The sequence below is a fragment of the Rhodococcus sp. 2G genome (assembly GCF_001886355.1).
Classification (GTDB): domain Bacteria; phylum Actinomycetota; class Actinomycetes; order Mycobacteriales; family Mycobacteriaceae; genus Rhodococcus; species Rhodococcus pyridinivorans.
This window is the reverse complement of record NZ_CP018063.1, coordinates 5,107,054-5,125,534: the sequence shown is the minus strand read 5'-3', so window position 1 is coordinate 5,125,534 and position 18,481 is coordinate 5,107,054. Positions and strand designations below refer to the sequence as shown.

17 protein-coding genes, 1 tRNA gene and 1 pseudogene are annotated in these 18,481 nt (G+C 67.3%); 4 read left to right on the top strand and 15 right to left on the bottom strand.

What is annotated here, in order from left to right; all coding sequences use genetic code 11:
• The first annotated feature begins 45 nt into the window (after positions 1 to 45).
• On the top strand, positions 46 to 333 hold the full coding sequence (locus tag BO226_RS24380) for a hypothetical protein (protein ID WP_006551882.1): 288 nt from the start codon (positions 46 to 48) through the stop codon (positions 331 to 333).
• A 32-nt stretch (positions 334 to 365) separates the two neighbouring features.
• On the opposite strand, the gene BO226_RS24375 is transcribed toward BO226_RS24380, so the two are convergent.
• A tRNA-Thr gene (locus tag BO226_RS24375) sits at positions 366 to 440 on the bottom strand.
• Between the two features lie 145 nt (positions 441 to 585).
• Here BO226_RS24375 and BO226_RS24370 point away from each other — a divergent pair.
• Positions 586 to 1,983, top strand: a pseudogene (locus BO226_RS24370) (threonine/serine ThrE exporter family protein); the annotation flags it as partial.
• 411 nt (positions 1,984 to 2,394) lie between these two features.
• On the opposite strand, the gene BO226_RS24365 reads toward BO226_RS24370, so the two are convergent.
• The 3 genes from BO226_RS24365 to BO226_RS24355 all read right to left on the bottom strand — a co-directional run bounded on the left by BO226_RS24365 (position 2,395) and on the right by BO226_RS24355 (position 5,054).
• Positions 2,395 to 2,631: an MbtH family protein gene (locus BO226_RS24365; protein WP_006551884.1), complete on the bottom strand. Its 237-nt coding sequence runs from the start codon at positions 2,629 to 2,631 to the stop codon at positions 2,395 to 2,397.
• On the bottom strand, positions 2,628 to 4,019 hold the full coding sequence (locus tag BO226_RS24360; RefSeq protein WP_071936271.1) for a lysine N(6)-hydroxylase/L-ornithine N(5)-oxygenase family protein: 1,392 nt from the start codon (positions 4,017 to 4,019) through the stop codon (positions 2,628 to 2,630). The genes BO226_RS24365 and BO226_RS24360 overlap by 4 nt, the downstream gene beginning before the upstream one ends.
• A 234-nt stretch (positions 4,020 to 4,253) precedes the next feature.
• Positions 4,254 to 5,054, bottom strand: coding sequence for an alpha/beta fold hydrolase (locus tag BO226_RS24355; RefSeq protein WP_016692418.1), 801 nt, complete (start codon positions 5,052 to 5,054; stop codon positions 4,254 to 4,256).
• Positions 5,055 to 5,249: 195 nt separating this feature from the next.
• Between BO226_RS24355 and BO226_RS24350 the strand changes: the two genes are divergently transcribed.
• The gene (locus BO226_RS24350) at positions 5,250 to 5,459 is read left to right on the top strand and encodes a hypothetical protein (RefSeq protein WP_016692417.1); all 210 of its coding nucleotides are present in this window, start codon (positions 5,250 to 5,252) and stop codon (positions 5,457 to 5,459) included.
• Positions 5,460 to 5,544: 85 nt separating this feature from the next.
• Positions 5,545 to 7,056, top strand: a complete 1,512-nt coding sequence (locus BO226_RS24345; protein WP_006551888.1) for an alpha,alpha-trehalose-phosphate synthase (UDP-forming) — start codon at positions 5,545 to 5,547, stop codon at positions 7,054 to 7,056.
• A 10-nt stretch (positions 7,057 to 7,066) separates the two neighbouring features.
• On the opposite strand, the gene BO226_RS24340 is transcribed toward BO226_RS24345, so the two are convergent.
• The 11 genes from BO226_RS24340 to BO226_RS24290 form a co-directional block, all read right to left on the bottom strand.
• On the bottom strand, positions 7,067 to 7,696 hold the full coding sequence (locus BO226_RS24340) for a twin-arginine translocation pathway signal (protein ID WP_071936270.1): 630 nt from the start codon (positions 7,694 to 7,696) through the stop codon (positions 7,067 to 7,069).
• Complete coding sequence (locus BO226_RS24335; RefSeq protein WP_064256901.1) at positions 7,693 to 8,205, bottom strand: hypothetical protein; 513 nt, start codon at positions 8,203 to 8,205, stop codon at positions 7,693 to 7,695. Before BO226_RS24335 ends, BO226_RS24340 begins: the two co-directional genes overlap by 4 nt.
• Positions 8,205 to 9,617 (bottom strand): MCE family protein, encoded by a 1,413-nt coding sequence (locus BO226_RS24330; RefSeq protein WP_071936269.1) that lies wholly within the window; start codon positions 9,615 to 9,617, stop codon positions 8,205 to 8,207. Before BO226_RS24330 ends, BO226_RS24335 begins: the two co-directional genes overlap by 1 nt.
• On the bottom strand, positions 9,614 to 10,831 hold the full coding sequence (locus BO226_RS24325) for an MCE family protein (protein ID WP_024102958.1): 1,218 nt from the start codon (positions 10,829 to 10,831) through the stop codon (positions 9,614 to 9,616). Before BO226_RS24325 ends, BO226_RS24330 begins: the two co-directional genes overlap by 4 nt.
• The gene (locus BO226_RS24320; RefSeq protein ID WP_071936268.1) at positions 10,828 to 12,156 is read right to left on the bottom strand and encodes an MCE family protein; all 1,329 of its coding nucleotides are present in this window, start codon (positions 12,154 to 12,156) and stop codon (positions 10,828 to 10,830) included. The genes BO226_RS24325 and BO226_RS24320 overlap by 4 nt, the downstream gene beginning before the upstream one ends.
• Positions 12,153 to 13,211, bottom strand: coding sequence for an MCE family protein (locus BO226_RS24315; RefSeq protein WP_019290089.1), 1,059 nt, complete (start codon positions 13,209 to 13,211; stop codon positions 12,153 to 12,155). The genes BO226_RS24320 and BO226_RS24315 overlap by 4 nt, the downstream gene beginning before the upstream one ends.
• Positions 13,208 to 14,227 carry an MCE family protein gene (locus BO226_RS24310; protein ID WP_024102956.1) on the bottom strand — a complete coding sequence of 340 codons (1,020 nt, stop codon included), beginning with the start codon at positions 14,225 to 14,227 and terminating at the stop codon, positions 13,208 to 13,210. Before BO226_RS24310 ends, BO226_RS24315 begins: the two co-directional genes overlap by 4 nt.
• Before the next feature lie 2 nt (positions 14,228 to 14,229).
• Positions 14,230 to 15,408, bottom strand: coding sequence for an MCE family protein (locus BO226_RS24305; RefSeq protein ID WP_071936267.1), 1,179 nt, complete (start codon positions 15,406 to 15,408; stop codon positions 14,230 to 14,232).
• A 10-nt stretch (positions 15,409 to 15,418) separates the two neighbouring features.
• Positions 15,419 to 16,267: an MlaE family ABC transporter permease gene (locus BO226_RS24300; RefSeq protein ID WP_024102955.1), complete on the bottom strand. Its 849-nt coding sequence runs from the start codon at positions 16,265 to 16,267 to the stop codon at positions 15,419 to 15,421.
• A gap of 16 nt (positions 16,268 to 16,283) precedes the next feature.
• The gene (locus BO226_RS24295; RefSeq protein WP_006551898.1) at positions 16,284 to 17,048 is read right to left on the bottom strand and encodes an MlaE family ABC transporter permease; all 765 of its coding nucleotides are present in this window, start codon (positions 17,046 to 17,048) and stop codon (positions 16,284 to 16,286) included.
• 468 nt (positions 17,049 to 17,516) lie between these two features.
• A complete protein-coding gene (locus BO226_RS24290; RefSeq protein ID WP_071936266.1) occupies positions 17,517 to 18,443 on the bottom strand; it encodes a 3-oxoacyl-ACP reductase in 927 nt (308 codons plus the stop codon).
• Positions 18,444 to 18,481 lie beyond the last annotated feature (38 nt).

Here is an 18,481-nt window from a genome sequence, read left to right as displayed (position 1 = left end):
GGCGAACACCCGCCCGTGCATGTGTGCCTCCCGGATCGAGGGACGATGACCGCAGACCGCTTCACCCCGGTCCCGCCCCGCAACGGCGCCGGAAACACGGCACTGACCGCAGGGATCGTCGCGCTCGTCTTCGCCTTCGTACCCGTCATCGGCGACTTCGTCGCGATCCCCGCAGGTCTGGTCGCAGTGGTGTGCGGATGGATCGGTCTCGAACGGGTCGACAGGGGCACGGCGACGCATCGCCGCGAAGCTCTGATCGGTGCGTGCCTCGGCGTCGCGGCACTGTTCGCCGTGTTCGTGGTCTTCGCAGCGGTTCACAGCAGCACCGGATGAAACAGGCCCGCGCGGTACGCGACGGGCCCTACTGGAGCCCCCTGTCAGGATTGAACTGACGACCGCTCGCTTACAAGGCGAGTGCTCTACCACTGAGCTAAGGAGGCACAGAACTCGACGGTCGCGGACGACGCGTGAGCGACGCCATCATATAGCGCGTCACACTCTCGGCGCGCACCCACCCGCCTTCGTTACGGTGGATTGCATGCCCACCCTCCCCGTTTCCCCCAGCCGTACCGGAGGCCGCGGACGGTGAGCCGCTTCGACGACTTCCTCGATCGGGTTCTCGGTACCCGCCGCGCGACCATCGATGCGGTCACCGAGGCGCCGGCGCCACTGCAGCCGATCGATCTGACCGACGATGCAGTGGTCGCCGAGGCGCTCGACGTCGCCGTGCGTGTCGGTGAGGTCCTGCTCGCCTCGGGCACCGGCGCGATCGACACCGCCGAACAGGTGCGGTTCGTCGCTGCCACCTACGGTCTGGCGCAGTGCGACGTCGACGTCACCTACAACTCGATCGTGCTGTCGGCCTATCGCGGACCGACCATGCCGCCATCGAGCACGATGCGGGTGGTGCACTACCGCTCGATGGACTTCACGCGGCTCGCGGCCGTCGACCGTCTGACCCGCCGCATCCGCCGCGACGCGATCTCCCCGGCGCAGGCGCACGAAGAACTGCTCGCCATCACCACCAAGGCGCATCCGTACAACCGTTGGGTGGCGACGATCGCGTGGTCGGCGATGGCCGCCTCGATCTCCGTGCTCCTCGGCGGCGACGCGCTGGTTGCGCTCGTCGCCTTCGGTTCGACGTTCGTGATCGACCGCGTCAACCGCAAACTCAACGCGGCCGGGTTGCCGTTCTTCTTCCAGCATCTGGTGGGCGGCATCGTCGCGACAGCCCCGGCGATCACGCTGTACGGGATACGGGAGACAATCGGGATCGAAGTGTCACCGGGACTGATCATCGCGGCCGGCGTGACGGTGCTGCTGTCCGGTCTGTCGCTCGTGGGTTCGGTGCAGGACGCCATCACCGGGGCCCCCATCACGGCGTCGGCGCGTTTCTTCGAAGTGCTGATGATGACGGGCGGCATCGTCGCGGGTGTCGCGACGACCCTGCGGGTCGCGTCGGTGTTCGGCGCCGAACTCCCTCTCATCAGTTACGAGGCACTTCCCGACCTCACACAGCTGCCGACGAAGATCCTCGCCGGTGCCGCGGCGGCGTTGTTCTACGCTGTCGCCTGCTACGCCGAACGTCGCGCTCTCACGGTCGCCGCGCTCGCCGGCGCCACCGGCAGCCTCGGCTACCAGCTCGCGCTCGGGTTGTCGCTCGGTCCGATCATCTCGTCGGCGCTGGCCGCGACCGTCATCGGTTTCGCCGGTGGTCTGATGGCCCGCCGCGCGCTCACGCCACCGCTGGTCGTCGCGGTCGCCGGCATCACGCCGCTACTGCCCGGTCTCGCCCTCTATCGCGGCCTGTACGCGATGCTCCGCAATCAGATGGCCACCGGCATGACGGCGCTGTTCTCGGCGTTCGGTATCGGGTGCGCGCTCGCCGCGGGTGTCACGCTCGGTGAATGGCTCGCCCGCCGCACGCGCAACCCGCGCGGTGTCCTCCGCGTCGGCGCGCTGCGTCGCCCGCAGCTGCGGCGGATCCCCCGGATCCGGCTCGACAAGAACCGCCCGGTGTGGCGTCCGGCGCCCGGCCCCGCCACGGGTCCCATCCCGGTGGGATCGCTGCACACCGGCCCGATACCCACAGCTTCCGGGACGGGCCCCATCGCGACGGGACCGATCGCCACCGGTCCGATCGCCACCGGTCCGATCGCCACCGGTCCGATCGCCACCGGTCCGATCGCCACCGGTCCGATCGCCACCGGTCCGATCGCCACCGGCCCGATACCGACGGGCCCGATCGCGTCGGGTCCCCTGGCCACGGGCCCGATACCTCTCGACCCACACGGGTCGTCGTCGGGCCGGGAGGCAGGATCGTCCGTACAAACGACGAGAGCCACGCTGCGCTTTCGGCGCGGGCGTGACTCTCGGCGGATCTGACGGAAGCGTTCAGCTGCCCTGGCGGGCCTTCTCGTCGGCTTCCATTGCGTCGCGAAGGCTCTTCGGACGCATATCGGTCCAATTCTGCTCGACGTACTCGACGCAAGCGGCGCGCGACTCTTCGCCGAATACCACCCGCCACCCCTGCGGAACCTCGGCGAAGGTCGGCCACAGCGAGTACTGCTCCTCATCATTGATGAGGACGTAGAAGCGGCCGTCTTCGTCGTCAAATGGATTCGTGCTCATCTCGCCTCACTTGTTGCGTAGGTGTGATGGTCCGATATCCTACCAAGCTCGTCGATTCCTCCCCCGGCTCCGGGCAGACGGAGCTCTCGGCGTTCGACGATCGAGGTCAGGATCTCACCCGCGCGGATCGCTGCGTTGGACAGCAACGACGCGGTCAGACCGTGTGTCTTCTCGGTTCCGCCCTGCAGGTAGACGTCGGCCGTGACGTTCTCGGGCAGCGGCAGACGGTAGTCGCGGGCGACGGACAGAACGGGTGCCTCGGGCGCGAGATCACCCAGCAGCGACGCGAGAGGCGTGGGCTCGAAGCCGGTCGCGAGGACCACCGCATCGCACTCGAGGGTCTCGGTGTCGCCTTCGAGATTGTCGCGGATCTCGACGGTGACTCCCGCCTCGCTCTCGATCGCCGACACGACCTCCGAGGCACGACGCATGAACAAGCGGCGACGACCGCTCACCCGTTCGCGGTATTCGGTCGCGTAGAGCGCCTCGATGAGTTCGGGCGAGACGACCGAGTAGTTGGTGCTGCGGTGCAGGGCGAGCAGACGCTCACGCTCGGACAGCGGGGCCGCGTGCAGTTCGTCGACGACCTGCGGGTCGAAGATGCGGTTCGCGTACGGGCTGTCGTCGGCCGGGCTGTACCCGAAGCGGTTGAAGACGTTGTGGACCTCGGCCTGCGGGTAGTGCGTGTGCAGGTACTGCACGACCTCGGCCGCGCTCTGCCCGGCACCGACCACCACGAAGCGCTGGTTCTGCGGCTCCGGCATGTCCTCGATGTGGAAGAGGAAGTGGTGGTTGTGGAAGCAGCGGGCGGACTCGGTCGCCCACTTCGGGAGCCGGGCACGCAGTCCGACTCCGACCACGACGCTGTGCGCGTACACGACGGCGCCGTCGGCGGTCCGCACGGCGAACAGATCGGCGACCCCGTTGTGGTTGCGGACGGTCTCGACCGAGACGACCTCGGTTCCGTAGCGGACGTCGGCGTCGACGCGCGTGGCCGCCCACTGCAGATAGTCCTGGAACTCGTGACGTGTGGGGAAGAACGTCTGGTGGTTGACGAAGTCCACGAGACGGCCACGGTCGTGCAGGTAGGAGAAGAAGCTGTACGAGCTCGCGGGGTTGCGGAAGGTGACCAGATCTTTGGGGAACGCGATCTGCATCGTGGCGCCCTCGATCAGCATGCCCGGGTGCCAGGCGAAGGCCGACCGACGTTCGAAGAAACGTGCCCGGATCGCCGAGGAGGGGTTGTCGGTGTTGTGCTCCTCGACGGCGATCGCGAGCGCCAGGTTCGAGGGGCCGAAACCGATACCGACGAGGTCGAAGACGTCTCCTTGCGAGTTGCCCTCCGACCTCCCCGCGTCATCGGCGACAAGGCTGGAACGGTCGGTCATCACTCAACTTCCGTACTAGGGGGTCCGGAGGGGCCCGTGATCGGTTCGTACGAGACTCGAAGATAGCCCAGGCTAACCTTTGTTCGGTGAGCGTACCAGTGCCCGACGGTCCGCGGGACGTCCCGATCTCCCGGATCACAGGGACCTTCGTCGCATTTCGACGACGGCGGGCGCGGTGGATCGTCGCCGATCCCACCGCGCCCGCCTGCCGATTTCCCGTGTGAAGGGACTCCTCTAGGAAGCCAGGAAGTCCACCAGGATCTTGTTGACCGCCTCGGGCCGCTCGAGATAGCCGTAGTGCCCCGCGTCCGGGATCTCCTCGTAGCGCGCACCCGGAATGGCGTCCGCCACCTCGCGCGACAGATAGGCCGGGATCATCCGGTCGTCGGCGAATCCGACGGCCAGGCACGGCACGGTGATGCCGCGGTAGGCCGCGCGCCGATCGAACTCCCGGTCCATGCCGAGCTGCGCGCGCACGCCCGCCGACACCTTTCCGCCGCTGAACTCGAAGACGTCCAGCCAGTCGCGGGCGGTGTGCTCGTCGGCCAGCGAGGCCGGCGACAGATTCATCACGGCCGTGACGGCGGCCTGGTACTTCGGCGGCAGTTCGACGCCGCTGTCGTAGAGCTGCCGCTCGCCCTCGGTGAGCGTCAACTGGAACTGGTCCATACGGGCGTGACCGGCCAGGAAAACGGCCTTGCGGACGAGTTCGGGACGGGCGAGCGTCAGCTCCTGCGCGACACGCGCACCCATCGACGTGCCGATCACGTAGGCGGGGCCGCCGAGCAGTTCGATCAGGCCGGCGGTGTCCTTCACCAGGTCGTCGATGGTCATGCCGCCGAGGCTCTCGCCCGACGGTGCGATGCCGCGATTGTCGAAGGTGGCGACCCGGTAGCCGGCCTTGACGAGCGCGGGCACCTGGTGCAGATCCCACACGCGCCCCGGACTACCCGTTCCCATGATGAGGACGACGAGATCGCCCGTTCCCTTGACCTGGTAGTTCAGCGGGATGCCGTTCACGGTGGCAATGGGCATGAATACCTTCCTCGACGAGAGCGCGGTTGTGCGCCGCGGGTCGGCGCTGTGACGTCGTGCGCCGGAAACACACACGGTGTACCTACTGCACGACCGTCCTACGGTACCGCGACGTAGACGTGCAGGACCGTGCCAGGACCGCCCTCGGAAGGCGGGTGGCGGCGAGCTGTCCGATTCTCCTAGAGTCGAAGGACGATGCGTGCTCGCACAGAGCAGCGACCCCGGGAGGACATCATGGCCGCGGACCCGACCACCGCGAACGACATCGCCGACGAGGATCTCGAACCCGTCGCCGACGAAACCGCACGACAGGCGCAGCGAGTCGTCGCTGCCTACGCAGAGAACGCGGACGAGTGCCGCATGCTGCTGTCGATGCTCGGCATCGGTCCCAGCGACAAGCACTGACGAGCTCGACACCCATCCCGGTGCCGATGTCGGCACCCACACTGCCGGGCCGGCGACGGCACCGGCTCCGAAAGAGGACCACAACGTGACAGCAGGCGAAGCGGACGCAGCGGGGAACCACGACTCGCACGCCGGGTCGGACTTCGTGGTCGTCGCCAATCGCCTGCCGGTCGACCTCGAACGGCTTCGCGACGGCACCACCCGCTGGAAGCGCAGTCCGGGCGGGCTCGTCACCGCACTCGAGCCGATCCTGCGTTCGAACAACGGCGCCTGGGTCGGCTGGGCCGGCGTGGCCGACGCCGAGTCGGGCGTCATCGTCGAGGACGGGCTGACCCTGCACTCGGTGCGGTTGAGCACCGAGGACATCGCCGAATACTACGAGGGGTTCTCCAACGCCACGCTGTGGCCGCTCTACCACGACGTGATCGTGCGTCCGGAGTACCGGCGCGAATGGTGGAACTCCTACGTCGAGATCAACCGCCGCTTCGCCGAGGAGACCGCGAAGGCCGCCTCGGAGGGCGCGACCGTCTGGATCCAGGACTACCAGCTGCAGCTGGTGCCGAAGATGCTGCGGATGCTCCGTCCCGATCTGACGATCGGCTTCTTCCTGCACATCCCGTTCCCGCCGATCGAGCTGTTCATGCAGCTGCCGTGGCGCACCGAGATCGTGGAGGGTCTCCTCGGCGCCGACCTCATCGGCTTCCATCTTCCCGGGGGTGCCCAGAACTTCCTGTATCTCGCCCGACGTCTGGCAGGTGCCCAGACCTCACGCGGCAACATCGGCATCCGGTCCAAGCTCGGCGTGGTCCAGGTCGGCTTCCGCTCGGTGCGCGTCGGCGCTTTCCCCATCTCCATCGAATCGGGCCGGCTCGACCAGCAGTCGCGGAGCAAGGCCATCCGCGATCGCGCCAAGGCGTTGCGCAAGGAACTCGGCAACCCGAAGACGATTCTGCTCGGCGTCGATCGCCTCGACTACACCAAGGGCATCGACGTGCGGCTCGATGCGGTGCACGAACTTCTCGCCGAGGGTCGCATGGACCCGAAGGACACCGTGATGGTGCAGCTCGCGACCCCGAGCCGGGAGCGCGTCGATTCCTACGTCCACATGCGCGGCGAGATCGAGCGGACAGTCAGTCGCATCAACGGTGAGTACGCCGAGGTGGGGCGTCCGGTGGTGCACTACATCCACCGCCCGGTCCCCCGCGACGAGCTCATCGCGTTCTTCGTCGCGGCCGACGTCATGCTGGTAACCCCCTTGCGCGACGGCATGAACCTCGTCGCCAAGGAGTACATCGCGTGCCGCAGCGATCTCGGCGGCGCGTTGGTGCTCAGCGAGTTCACCGGTGCCGCAGCCGAACTGCGGCAGTCGTTCCAGTGCAATCCGCACGACCTCGAGGACGTCAAGGACAAGATCCAGGCCGCGATCGAGGTGCCGCGCGAGGACGGCCGCAAGAGGATGCGTGCGCTGCGCCGTCAGGTGCTCACGCACGATGTGGATCGCTGGGCCCGTTCGTTCCTCGACACCCTCGCCAACACCGGCGCCGCCGGACGCGCGCTGATCGCGCCGGGTGAGGCCGGCGAACCCGACCCCACCTGACGGCTCTCTTCTAGATCGGGGTCAACCGGCTGACGAGCCAACGCCCGTCCTGCTTTTCGAGTTCGACGCGCACCCGACTGCCGCTGCTCACCGCTTCGGGGTTCTCCGAACTCGTCGTGATCTGGTTGAGGAACAGCAGGGTCACAGCGTTGTCGGCGTCGGCGGAGACCACCGACGACGCCTGCACGCTCACCTGCACGCTGATCGCTTTCTCCTTGGCGCCCGGCGCGATGATGTTCTTCATCAGATTCGTGTACTCGTCGCGGAAGTCGCCGGTGAGACCCTCCGCGGCGGCGTCGGTCTGCGCGTCCACCTGGTCGTGGGTGTAGGCGAGCATCGCGACCGCCTGTTCCTCCGCAGCGACCCTTGCCTCCGTCCGTGCCGTCTCGGCGGCGGACTGCTGGACGGTGCCGTAGGCGAGCCATCCCACCAGGACCGCGAAAACCACTGCCACGAAAGACAATCCGATCGCGATGTGTGGCATGTACGAGGCCTTCGGATCCGAAATCGCGTCCGGGACGGAGGTGTCGGCGGCCGAGGTCTCGGCGGCGGTGGATCCGTCCTTCTCTGCGGTCCCACCGGCCACAGTGTCGTCGGTCGTCTTGTCGAGCGTCACGCGATCGTCCTTCTCGTCGGTCACGGCACGAACTCCACCTTCGACGCCAGCAATCTGCCGTTCTCGTCGCAGATCGTCACCCGCAGACGGAAGTCGCGTGCTTCGGGTTCGGTCTGGTCGGCGTTGCTCACCATCGCGCGAGAGGCGACGAGCGACGACGCGCACGTGCCGTCCTCGTTCTGGATCCCCGCTTCGAGGACCTCACCGGTGGTGTCGACGCCGGCCTGTTGCACGACCTCCACGAAAGGCCCTTCGCGGCCCTCGAACTCGGCCTTGAAATCGCCCGTCGCGCCTTCGAGCAGACGCGCGACGTCGGCGTCGGCGGTATCGGCGTTGATGGTGGTCAGGTTGAGCACCGTCTGCCGCGCGGCCTGCAGGTACGCCTCCCGCTTCTCGTCGCGTTCGTTCGCGGACTGCCTGTCGACGATGAGCCAGGCACCGGTCGCGACGAGCGCGATGACCAGTACGGACGCGATGATCGCGACCGGCTTGGCCCATGCCGGCTTCGTCTTCTTGTCGATCTCGTCTGCCATCAGCCCTGCTGCGCCTTCATGTAACTCTCCAAGCTCCGATCTCCACCGAGATCGGCGTGCGTGTACACGGTGCCGTCGGGACCAATGTACGTCCCGGTCTGCGGATCGATCCGTCGCGCCGCGACCCCCGCGGCAGCCGTGCCGTCTCCCCCGCCGTAGGAGGCGGGCGCGGGTGCGACGTTCTCCGAGGCCACCGGTGTCGGCGGTCCGGTCCACGGATTGTCCGAATAGGTAGGGCTGTACCCGGTGCGGCACGTATCGGGCGTCGGTGCGCGACGGCCCGGGTACTCCATGCACGGTACGTTCCGGGCGCCGCGGACCGCGTTCGGATAATCCTGTGGCAGTTGACAGAAGATGTCGCCGGGTGTGTCGACCACGGAGGTATCGGCCGGACTGCGCCACTGCTCCGGCGGCACGAAGCCTGCCAGGCACGGCGGCGGATCGTTGACCTGCAGGTGGAAGTCCACCACGGCACCGTCCTCGGGCGGGCCGGCGCCGGCCGCGGTGATCAGGGCCGTCGTCATCGGCGGGTACAGCACCAGGATCTGCTCGATGCCGGCGTTGTAGACCACACCCACCTCGCCGACACTCACCAGATTCGCAAGCAGCAACGGCAGGGTCGGTTTCAGTTCCTGCAACAGGGATTCGGTTTCGGCAGCGGCACCCGGTCCGACGTCGAGCAGGGCTCGCAGGTCGGGGTCGCTCTCGCGCAGGCGGTCGGTGAAGGTGACCATGTCGCGTGTCCACGACCGGATCGCATCGCTCGTGACCACCTGCGTGTCGAGCAGCGGACCGATCTGGTCGATCAACTGCCGTGTCTCGGCACTGTTCGCCGAGGCCTCCTGCACGAACAGGCGCGTCGAGTCGATCAGTTCCTGCAGTTCGGGTCCGGAGCCGTTGAACGCGTCGAACGCCTCGTCCACCACGGTCTGCAGCCGGGTGTCGCTGATCGAGGCGAGCAACACGTCGGCCTGGTCGAGCAGGGCACCGACCTCCTGCGGCACGCTCGTGCGGTCGATCGGGATCACGTCGCCGTCGGCCAGGCGTTCGCCGCCCGAACCGTCGGCTCGGGGAACGAGATCGACGTACTGTTCGCCGACAGCCGAGACGCTGCGCACCGCCGCGTCCACATCGGCGGGAATCTTCGCGTCGCTGTCGATGGACAGCAACGCCTCGACCCCTGTCGGCGACAGGGCGACGCTCCGCACGGTGCCGACGGTGTTTCCGCGATAGGTGACGTTCGAGTGCGGATACAGACCGCCGGTCGACTGCAGTTCGACGACGATCTCGTACCGTCCGATCCCGAACAGCGCCGGCAACTTCACGTACATCAGCGACATCACGACGAGTCCGACGACCGTGAGGATCGCGAAGATCGTGAGCTGGATGCGGACGAACCGCGTGAGCATCATGGTGCGGGCACCCCCAGGGGCAGGCCGGGAATGGTGATCTCACCGATGCCGGGGATCGTCAGTTTCCCTTCGGGACCGGGAGGCGGCGGCGGGGGTGGTTCGAGCGGTGCGCGGAACGGGTCCGTCGCCTGTGCGGCGAGTCCCGCGTCGCGGCCGAGGATGCCTTCCGGGCCGGCGAGGCGTCCCGCGAGCGGCGTCCCGGACAGGAAGTTCAGGTCGAGGCGGTCGAGGGTGAGGTCGATCGTCATCGCGAGGTTCGCGTAGTCGCCGCGGATGATGTTGTTGATGCCCGCCTGCGGGAAGGGATAGGTGAGCAGCACACCGAGCACCTCGGTCAGGGCACTGCCCGAATCGGCCAGGGCCTTCAACGTCGGCGCGAGCCCTTCGAGATTCGCCTTCAGATCGTCGTTCGAGGTCTCGACGATCCGGCTCGCCACGGTGCTCAGTTCACCGAGCGAACTCATCGCGGCGGTGAGGTTCGAACGCTGATCCGAGAGCACCTCCAGCGCGGGTGGCAACTCCTCGAGGGCACGGACGAGTGTCGCGTTCTGGTCGTCGACGGTCGCGGCCAGCCGGTCCATGCCCTCCAGCGCCGCGATGATGTCGCCGCGCTGCGTGTCGAGGGTGGACACCAGTTCGTCCAGGCGCGGGAGCAGATTCCGGATCGAGTCCTCCCGGCCGACGAGCGCCGCGTTCAGTTCGGTGGTGATGTCGTTGATCTGCGCGAGTCCACCACCGTTGAGCACCACCGACAGCGACGAGAGTGTCTGTTCGGTGGTCGGATACGCACCGGCGCGTTCGAGCGGGATGACGTCGCCGTCCTCGAGCCGGCCCTGCGGGGGTTCGCCGACGGGCGGGATCAGTTCGAGGTGTTGCGACCCGAGCAGACTCGTCTGCCCGATCCGGGCGAGCGAGTTGGCCGGAACGATCACGCCTTCGTCGAGCGAAACCGTCACGAGCGCGTGCCAGCCGTCGAGTTCGATCCCCGAGATCGACCCCACAGTGACGTCGTCGACCCGCACGGGCGAGTTCTGGGTCAGAGTCGTCACGTTGGGCATCTCGATCTGCACCTCGTAGGCGCCCTCCCCGCGGCCGGCGCTGCCGGGCATGGGAATCGAGTTGAGTCCGTCCCACTCGCAGGCGGTGAGCGTCGTGCTCACCGCGACCGCGGTGGCCGCGACGCCCAGGCGGCGGAACATCGAGCGGCCGGTCATCGCACTCCTCCCGGCTGCAGCAGAGAACCCAGATCCTGCGGGACCTGCAGCGACGGCAGGCCACCGAGGATCCCGTCGACCGGCGACGCGGTCTCCGAGGACGACGGCTCGGGCGCGGTGCCACGACCTGCCGACGCCTCCTGGAGCCAGCTTTCGGTGTAGACGATGTCGTCGGGGAAGGCCTGCACACCGGCGAGCGGATTGACCAGCAGCGGAAGGTAGTTGGCGTTGATGGACGACAGCACCGGGCCGAGTTGCTGGCGGCACAGTTCCTCGCTGCGCTCGGAGGTCGCGTTCGCGGCGGCCGCGACCGACCCGCACATCCACTCGACGGGGTTGGCGAGGTTGTTGATCGCGAGCGCGCCCGTGAGCGACCCCTGCGCCGGCTTGTAGATGTTGTAGAAGTTCGCGAGGGAGGTCGGGCCGGAGTGCAGCACCCGCTCGATCTCGGGACGTTTGCGGGCCAGCACCTCGGTCGCATCGGCCAGCCGCTCCACCGATTCGGTGAGCCCGGCCCGGTTGTCCTGCACGAACCGCTGTACGTCGCCGACGGCGATGTTCAGCTCGGACAAGGAGACACCGAGCTGGTCGGAGCTCTGCGCGAGCACGTCCGAGACTGACGCGAGACGACCGCCGAACTGCACGATCTGTTCGTTGCTCGACGAGAGGACCGACACGAAGGTCTGCAGGTTGCGGATCGTCGAGAACAGATCGGTGCGCCCCTCCGAGAGCGTGCGCATCGTGTCCGACAACTCCCGAAGGGCCTCGCGCACGGTCTGCCCGTTGCCCTCGAGATTCTCGGCTGCGGTGTCGATGAACCGGCCGAGAGATCCCTGCGGATCGAGTTCCTCTGGACCGAGCGCTTCGGACAATCGCATCAGTTCGGTCTTGATCTGGTCCCACTCCACGGGAGAGGCCGTGCGCTGCATCGGGATCGTCGCGCCGTCCTCGATCGTCGGGCCACCCGAGTACACAGGGGTGAGCTGGACGAAGCGCGCCGAGACGAGACTCTGCGCGATGACGACGGCACTCGCATCGGACGGGATCTCGACGCCGTCGTCGACCTTCATCGTCACCTGTACGAGGTCGTCGCGGGGTTCGATGTCGCTGATGCGCCCCACCGAGACGCCGAGCACCCGCACGTCGTCGCCCTCGTACAGGCCGCTGGTGGACGCGAATTCGGCGTGGATCGTGCGTTTACCGAGGTCCGGCAGGACGAACACGGCGAGGGCGCCGAGCACGAGCACGACGACGGCACCGATGATCACCGGCACCAGCAGGGGTGGGCGACGGCGGGCGGTCGTCGGGGCGGTATCGGTACTCATTCGCCGTCCCTCTTGATCGTCGGGGGCCCGTCCGGGATCACGTCCTGGAGATCCTCGGGGAGAAGATCGGGCGCGACCTGGCTGTCCACGATGGCCTTCCACCACGGCGCCGGCAGGATGTTGGACACGTAGGCGTTGAAGAACGGTCCGCTGGCGACGGATTCCCCGAGGGCGCTGATGTACGGGCCCAGGCCGTCGAGCGCCCCGGCGATGTTCTCCTTGTTCGCCTGCAGGTTGGCCGTCACGAGGTTGAGCTTCTCGAGTGTCGGTGCCATCTGCGCCTGGTTGTCCTGCACGAGCCCGGTGAGCTGACGCGAGACGGAGGAGATGTTCGCGATCAGTTCGGTGATGGCGTCGCGGCGCAGGCTCAGTTCGCCGAACAGAGCGTTCGCGTCGACGATGAGCGCGTTGACCTGGTCGCTGCGCTCGGCCAGGATGCCCGTCACGCTCTCGGCACGCTCGAGCAGTTGGTGCAACGACTCGTCGCGGGCGTTGATCGACTGCGACAGGCGGGTCATGCCCTCCAGGGCGCCCTGGATCTCGGGCGGGGTGTTCTCGAGGGTCTGCGACAGCGCGTCGAGCGAGTCGTTGATGCGATCGGTGTCGAGTTCGGAGACGGTCGTCGTGAGATCGCCGAGTGCGTCGGTCAGTGAGTACGGCGAATTGGTGTGCTCGATACCGATGATCGAGTTCGGGCGCATCACACCGTCGCCACCGGGGCGCAGCGCCAGCGACTTCCGGCCGAGCACGGTGTTGGTCTTGATGTCGGCTCCGGTGGTGTCGCCGAGCCCGATACCGTCCCGGATGCGGAAACTCACCAGCACGGCCTGACCGTCGAGGCGCACCTCGGTGACGTCGCCGACGTTCACCCCGGCGAGCATGACGTCGTCGCCGGGCACCAGACCGCCGGCGTCCTGGAAGCGCGCCGAGTAGCTCAGGCCGCCGGAGAGGAAGTGCAGCTGGTCGTACTGCAGACCGGCGAGAACGATCGCGGCGGACACGGCCAGGCCGATGATGCCCGTCCGGATGTAGTTGGGGTCACGGGGTGCACTCATTCGACCTTCGCACACCTTCCCGTGTCGTGGTTCGCCGTGGTGTACCGGATCGTGGTGCCGTCCGGTCCGGAGAACTTGAAAGTATTGGCACAGAGGAAGAATTGGAAGAAGTTTCCGTATGCACCCACGCGGATGAGTTTCTTGTAGTCGGAGGGCAGGCGTTCGAGCGTGCGGTTGATGTCGTCCTTGCCGAGGTCGAGCTGGGTCATGGTGCGGTTCGTCTCGGCGATGACCGTCTGCAAGTCGGGCCGGTTGTTCTGCAACAGCGCGGCGAGATCCGCGGTGCCGGAGGCGATCGGCGGGATCGACGCGCCGATGGGATCACGATCGGCGGACAGCCCGCCCACCAGGGTGTGCAGCTGTTCGATCGTGTTCTCGAACTCGCGGTCGTGATCGTCGATCGTGCCGAGGACGGCGTTGAGGTTGTCGATGACGTCGCCGATCAGCTGGTCGCGGTCGGCGAGTGAGTTGGTGAACGAGTTGGTGTTCCCCAGCAGCGACACGAGCGTGTCGCCCTGCCCCTGGAAGACCTGCAACAGAGCTCCGGAGAGGTCGTTGACCTGCTGCGCGTCGAGGCCCTGCAACAGCGGCTTGAACCCGCCGAGGAGCAGGTCGAGATCGAGGGCGGGTTCGGTCTGCTCGATCGGGATGTTGCCACCGGCGGGCAGGACGTCGACGCTGCCGGCACCTTCGAGCAGTTCGAGATACCGGTCGCCGACGAGGTTCTCGTATCGCACGGTGGCGCGGGTGCCGGTGAACAGCGTGTGTTTCGCGTCCACGTCGAACTCGATCTCGGCGGTGTTGTCGCGGCCGATGTCGACCTTCTTCACCGAACCGACCTGCACCCCGGCGATGCGGACCTTGTCGCCGGCACCGAGACCGGAGACGTCCGTGAAGGTGGCCCGGTAGTTCTCGGTGCCGGTGAACCGCGCCTGGCTGAACACGACGGCCAGCCCGGCGAAGATCAACGTCATCGTGACGGCGAAGATCAGGAACTTGACGGTGGTCGCTCTCATGGTCACCGCCCGCCCACGAGATGGTCGCCGAACAGGTACTGGAAGATCGTCGGGTAGCGGATCCAGGCTTCCGTTGCGGGCTTGTAGGGCGTTTCGCCGGTGTTCGACACGACGAACGGCGCGTGACCGTCGCGGCGCGGGTCGAAGTTCGGCAGGCCCCAGCAGTTCGGTCCGCCGGTCGCGCCGACCACGGGCAGATCCTGGGCGTCGTTGTACGGCGTCGCGCCACCCATGAAGCTGGTGCTCAGCATCAGCGCGGCGTACTCCCCGGTGCCGGCCATCGGTTCGAACGCCACCCGGGCGTCGTTGAGACCGACGATGAAACAGGTCAATTGCGGCGAGTACTCACCGAGCAGGCCGGTGGTGCGGCTCAGGCTGTCGAGTGCGGTGGTCAACTGTGTTTCGTTCTCCCCCAGGACGTCCCGTCCGGTGTTCGCGAGACCGGTGAGGTTCATCAGTAGCAGATCGAGTTGCTGTTGTTCGTCGACGACGGTGTTGCCGACGTCGGTGGCGTTGCCGATCGTGGTCATGAGGTCGGGGGCCGTGTCGGCGTAGACGTCGGTCACCTGCGCAGCCGAGACGAGGTCGGCCTGCAGTTGCGGCAGCGACGGATTCATCTCGGCGAGATACGCATCGGCCTCGGCCAGGGCGGCACCGAGGGCGTCGCCGCGTCCGTTGAGCGCTTCCGACAGCGCGCCGAGGGTGGCGTTGAGCTTCTCGGGCTGGATCTGGGCGAGCACGTCGGACAGGTGCTCGAAGACCGTGTTGAACTCGACGGTGACGTTGTCGGCCGCGATTACGGCGCCTTCCTGCATCGGCACCGAGGACGGATCGTCGGGGACGACGATGTCGACGAACTTGGCACCGAAGACGGTGGTGGATTCGATCGCCACCCCTGCGTTCGACGGGATGAGCTGCATCTGCCCGGGCTGCATGTCGAGATGCAGGACCGCACCGGCCGGTGTGTGCTCGATCGACGCCACGCGGCCCACCTCGACGCCGCGCATCGTCACCTTGGCGTCGGGTTCCATCACCAGACCCGACCGGGGCGAGGTGACGGTGAGCGGGACCGTCGAGGTGAACCCACCGGCGAACATCGTCAGTGCCACCACGACGATCGCGGCGAGGCCGCCCACGAGACCGAAGGCGGCGAACTTCTTCTTCCACGAAGGAGTGTCCATGTCGCGCGCCCTATCCCGACAGGTTGAAGTTGCCGGTCGCGCCGTAGACGGCGAGCGAGATGAGCAGGGTGACGGTGACGACCGCGACGAGCGAGGCCCGCACCGCGTTGCCGACCGCGACACCCACACCGACGGGGCCGCCACCTGCGGTGAAACCGTAGTAGGTGTGGATGAGCATCACGGCGATCGCCATCACGATGGCCTGGACGAACGACCACAGGATGTCGGTGGGTATCAGGAAGGTCGTGAAGTAGTGGTCGTACACGCCCGCCGACTGGCCGTAGAGCACCACCGTCGCGAAGCGGCTCGCGACGAACGAGGCGATCACGGCGAGCGAGTACAGCGGGACGATCGCGATCATCCCGGCGAGCACGCGCGTGGACACCAGATACGGGATGGACGGGATCGCCATGGTCTCGAGCGCGTCGATCTCCTCGGAGACACGCATGGCGCCGAGCTGGGCGGTGGAGCCGGCGCCGATGGTGGCCGCCAGCCCGATGCCGGCGATCGTCGGGGCGGCGATACGCACGTTGATGAAGGCCGCGAAGAAGCCGGTGAGCGCTTCGACACCGATGTTGCCGAGTGAGCTGAAGCCCTGCACGGCGATGATGCCGCCGGTGAAGAGCGTCAGGAAGCCGACGATCACGACGGTGCCGCCGATGACGGCGAGTGCGCCGGTGCCCATGCTGATCTCGGCGACCAGACGCACCGTCTCCTTGGGGTAGTGCATCAGCGCCCGGGGGACCGTCGCGAGGGCGCGCCCGAAGAACAGCGCCTGCTCCCCCACCCGGTCCACCGTGGACGACGCACGTGTCATGCGCCGAACCGCACGGGGGAAGCGCCAGGACATCACTGCCATGAAATCTCCGCTGCCCTCATCCCGCGGTCAGCTTGATGCCGACGGCCGTGACGAGGAGGTTGACCACGAACAGCGCCATGAACGCGAACACGACCGTCTGGTTGACGGCGTCACCGACACTCTTCGCTCCACCTTTGACATTGAGACCGAGATAGGACGCGACCAGCCCCGCGATCATGCCGAACAGCCCCGCCTTGACCTGGGAGATCATCAGTTCTCCGAAGCCGGTGAGCAGGGTGATGCCGTTGATGAACGCGCCGGGGTTGACGTCCTGGAGGAAGACCGAGAAGGCGAACCCGCCGAGGATGCCGATCGTGCACACGAGACCGTTGAGCAGTAGGGCAACGACGGTGGACGCGAGCACCCGGGGCACGACGAGACGCTGGATCGGATCGATGCCGAGCACACGCATCGCGTCGATCTCCTCGCGGATGGTGCGCGCCGCGAGATCGGCGCAGATCGCGGTGGCGCCGGCACCGGCGACGATGAGCACCGTGACCATGGGACCCACCTGCGTCACCGCGCCGAGGGCCGCACCCGCTCCGCTGAGGTCGGCCGCGCCGATCTCCCGGAGCAGGATGTTGAGGGTGAAGCTCACCAGAACCGTGAACGGCACCGCGACGAGCACGGTGGGCACGAGCGAGACGCGTGCGACGAACCATGCCTGGTCGATGAACTCGCGCCGTTGGAAGGGGCGACGGAAGGCCGCCCGGGCGGTCTCGCCGGTCATGGCGAACAGTCCGCCGACGGCCCGTAAGGGAACCTCGAGGAGGTCTACCATCGTGTACCCCCTTCGATCCTCACGTCGTCGGCGCGCGGCCGATCGATGGCGTGTGCTGTGACCCGGGTCATATTAACTAGAACGTGTTCACCTGTCAAAGCTCCGTCGAGGGGCATCTCGATCCATTTCCGTCCGAACGGACACACGGGCGTCGACCGACGCGCATCGACACGCTCATAAGTGGTTTACCCTGGGGTTTCGGTGAGATTCTCGACGCCGGGCCCGAGCTCGATCACCTCGACACGAGAGGCCGTCACGGCCCGATCGGGTCGTCGCAGGAGGGGAAAAAATTAGAACACGTACCAGGCCAAAACACGGGGCCGGGCGAGAGCCGGAGGAACGGCCCGAGTGGGCGTGACGCTACCGGAACCCCGGTGTCCGTCACCCATAGTTGCAGGATCCCGGCCCGGGGACGAAGACACGACATCCCCTGCTGTCCCCGAACGGGAACAGCAGGGGATGCCGGAACTACAGATCGAGAGCCGCCGAGGCCGAGAACGTCCGGCCCGGATCACGATCGGCGAAGTAACCGCCGAGCTCGTCGGCGAGCGCTGCGGGGGTCCACTGCCCGTCGGCGTCGAAACGCTGCTCGACGACCGGCGCGGCCATCAGGGCCACCATGGGTCCGTAGACGATGAAGACCTGCCCGTTGACGCGCCCGGCCGCCGGGGAGGCGAGATAGGCGACCAGATTCGCGACGTGGTCGGGCGAGAGCGGATCGATGCCGTCGTCCGGCGCACCACCGAAGACCGCCTCGGTCATCGACGTCCGCGCTCGCGGGCAGATCACGTTGGCGCGGACACCGTACCGCTCGAGACCGCGGGCGGCCGAGAGGGTGAGCGCGGTGATGCCGGCTTTGGCGGCACTGTAGTTGGGTTGCCCGGGCGGCCCGAGCAGACCGGCCTCCGAGGACGTGTTGACCAGACGCCCGTAGACGGGGCCACCCTCCTGCTTCGACCGGTCGCGCCAGTAGGCCGCAGCATTGCGGGACAACAGGAAGTGACCACGCAGGTGCACGGCGACCACCGAATCCCACTCGTCGTCGGACATGTTGGGCAGCATCCGATCCCGCGTGATGCCTGCATTGTTGACGACGATGTCGAGACCACCGAACTTGCCGTGCGCCGCGGCGAGCATCGCATCGGCCGTCTCACGCTCGGCGACGCTGCCGGGCACGAACTCCGCCTCGGCACCGAGATCGCGGATCCGCGCGAGGGTGTCCTCCACCGCGTCGTTCTCCACGAGATCGTTGACCACCACCGATGCTCCGGCCCGCGCGAGCGCGAGCGCCTCGGCACGTCCGAGTCCCGCTCCGGCTCCCGTGACGACGGCGACCCGCCCTTCGAGAGACACCCGATCGTCGTTCTCCGCGCCACCGTTCGCGTCCGCACTCATCCACGTACTCCTCGAGATTCGGGCCGATTGCCGGCCGC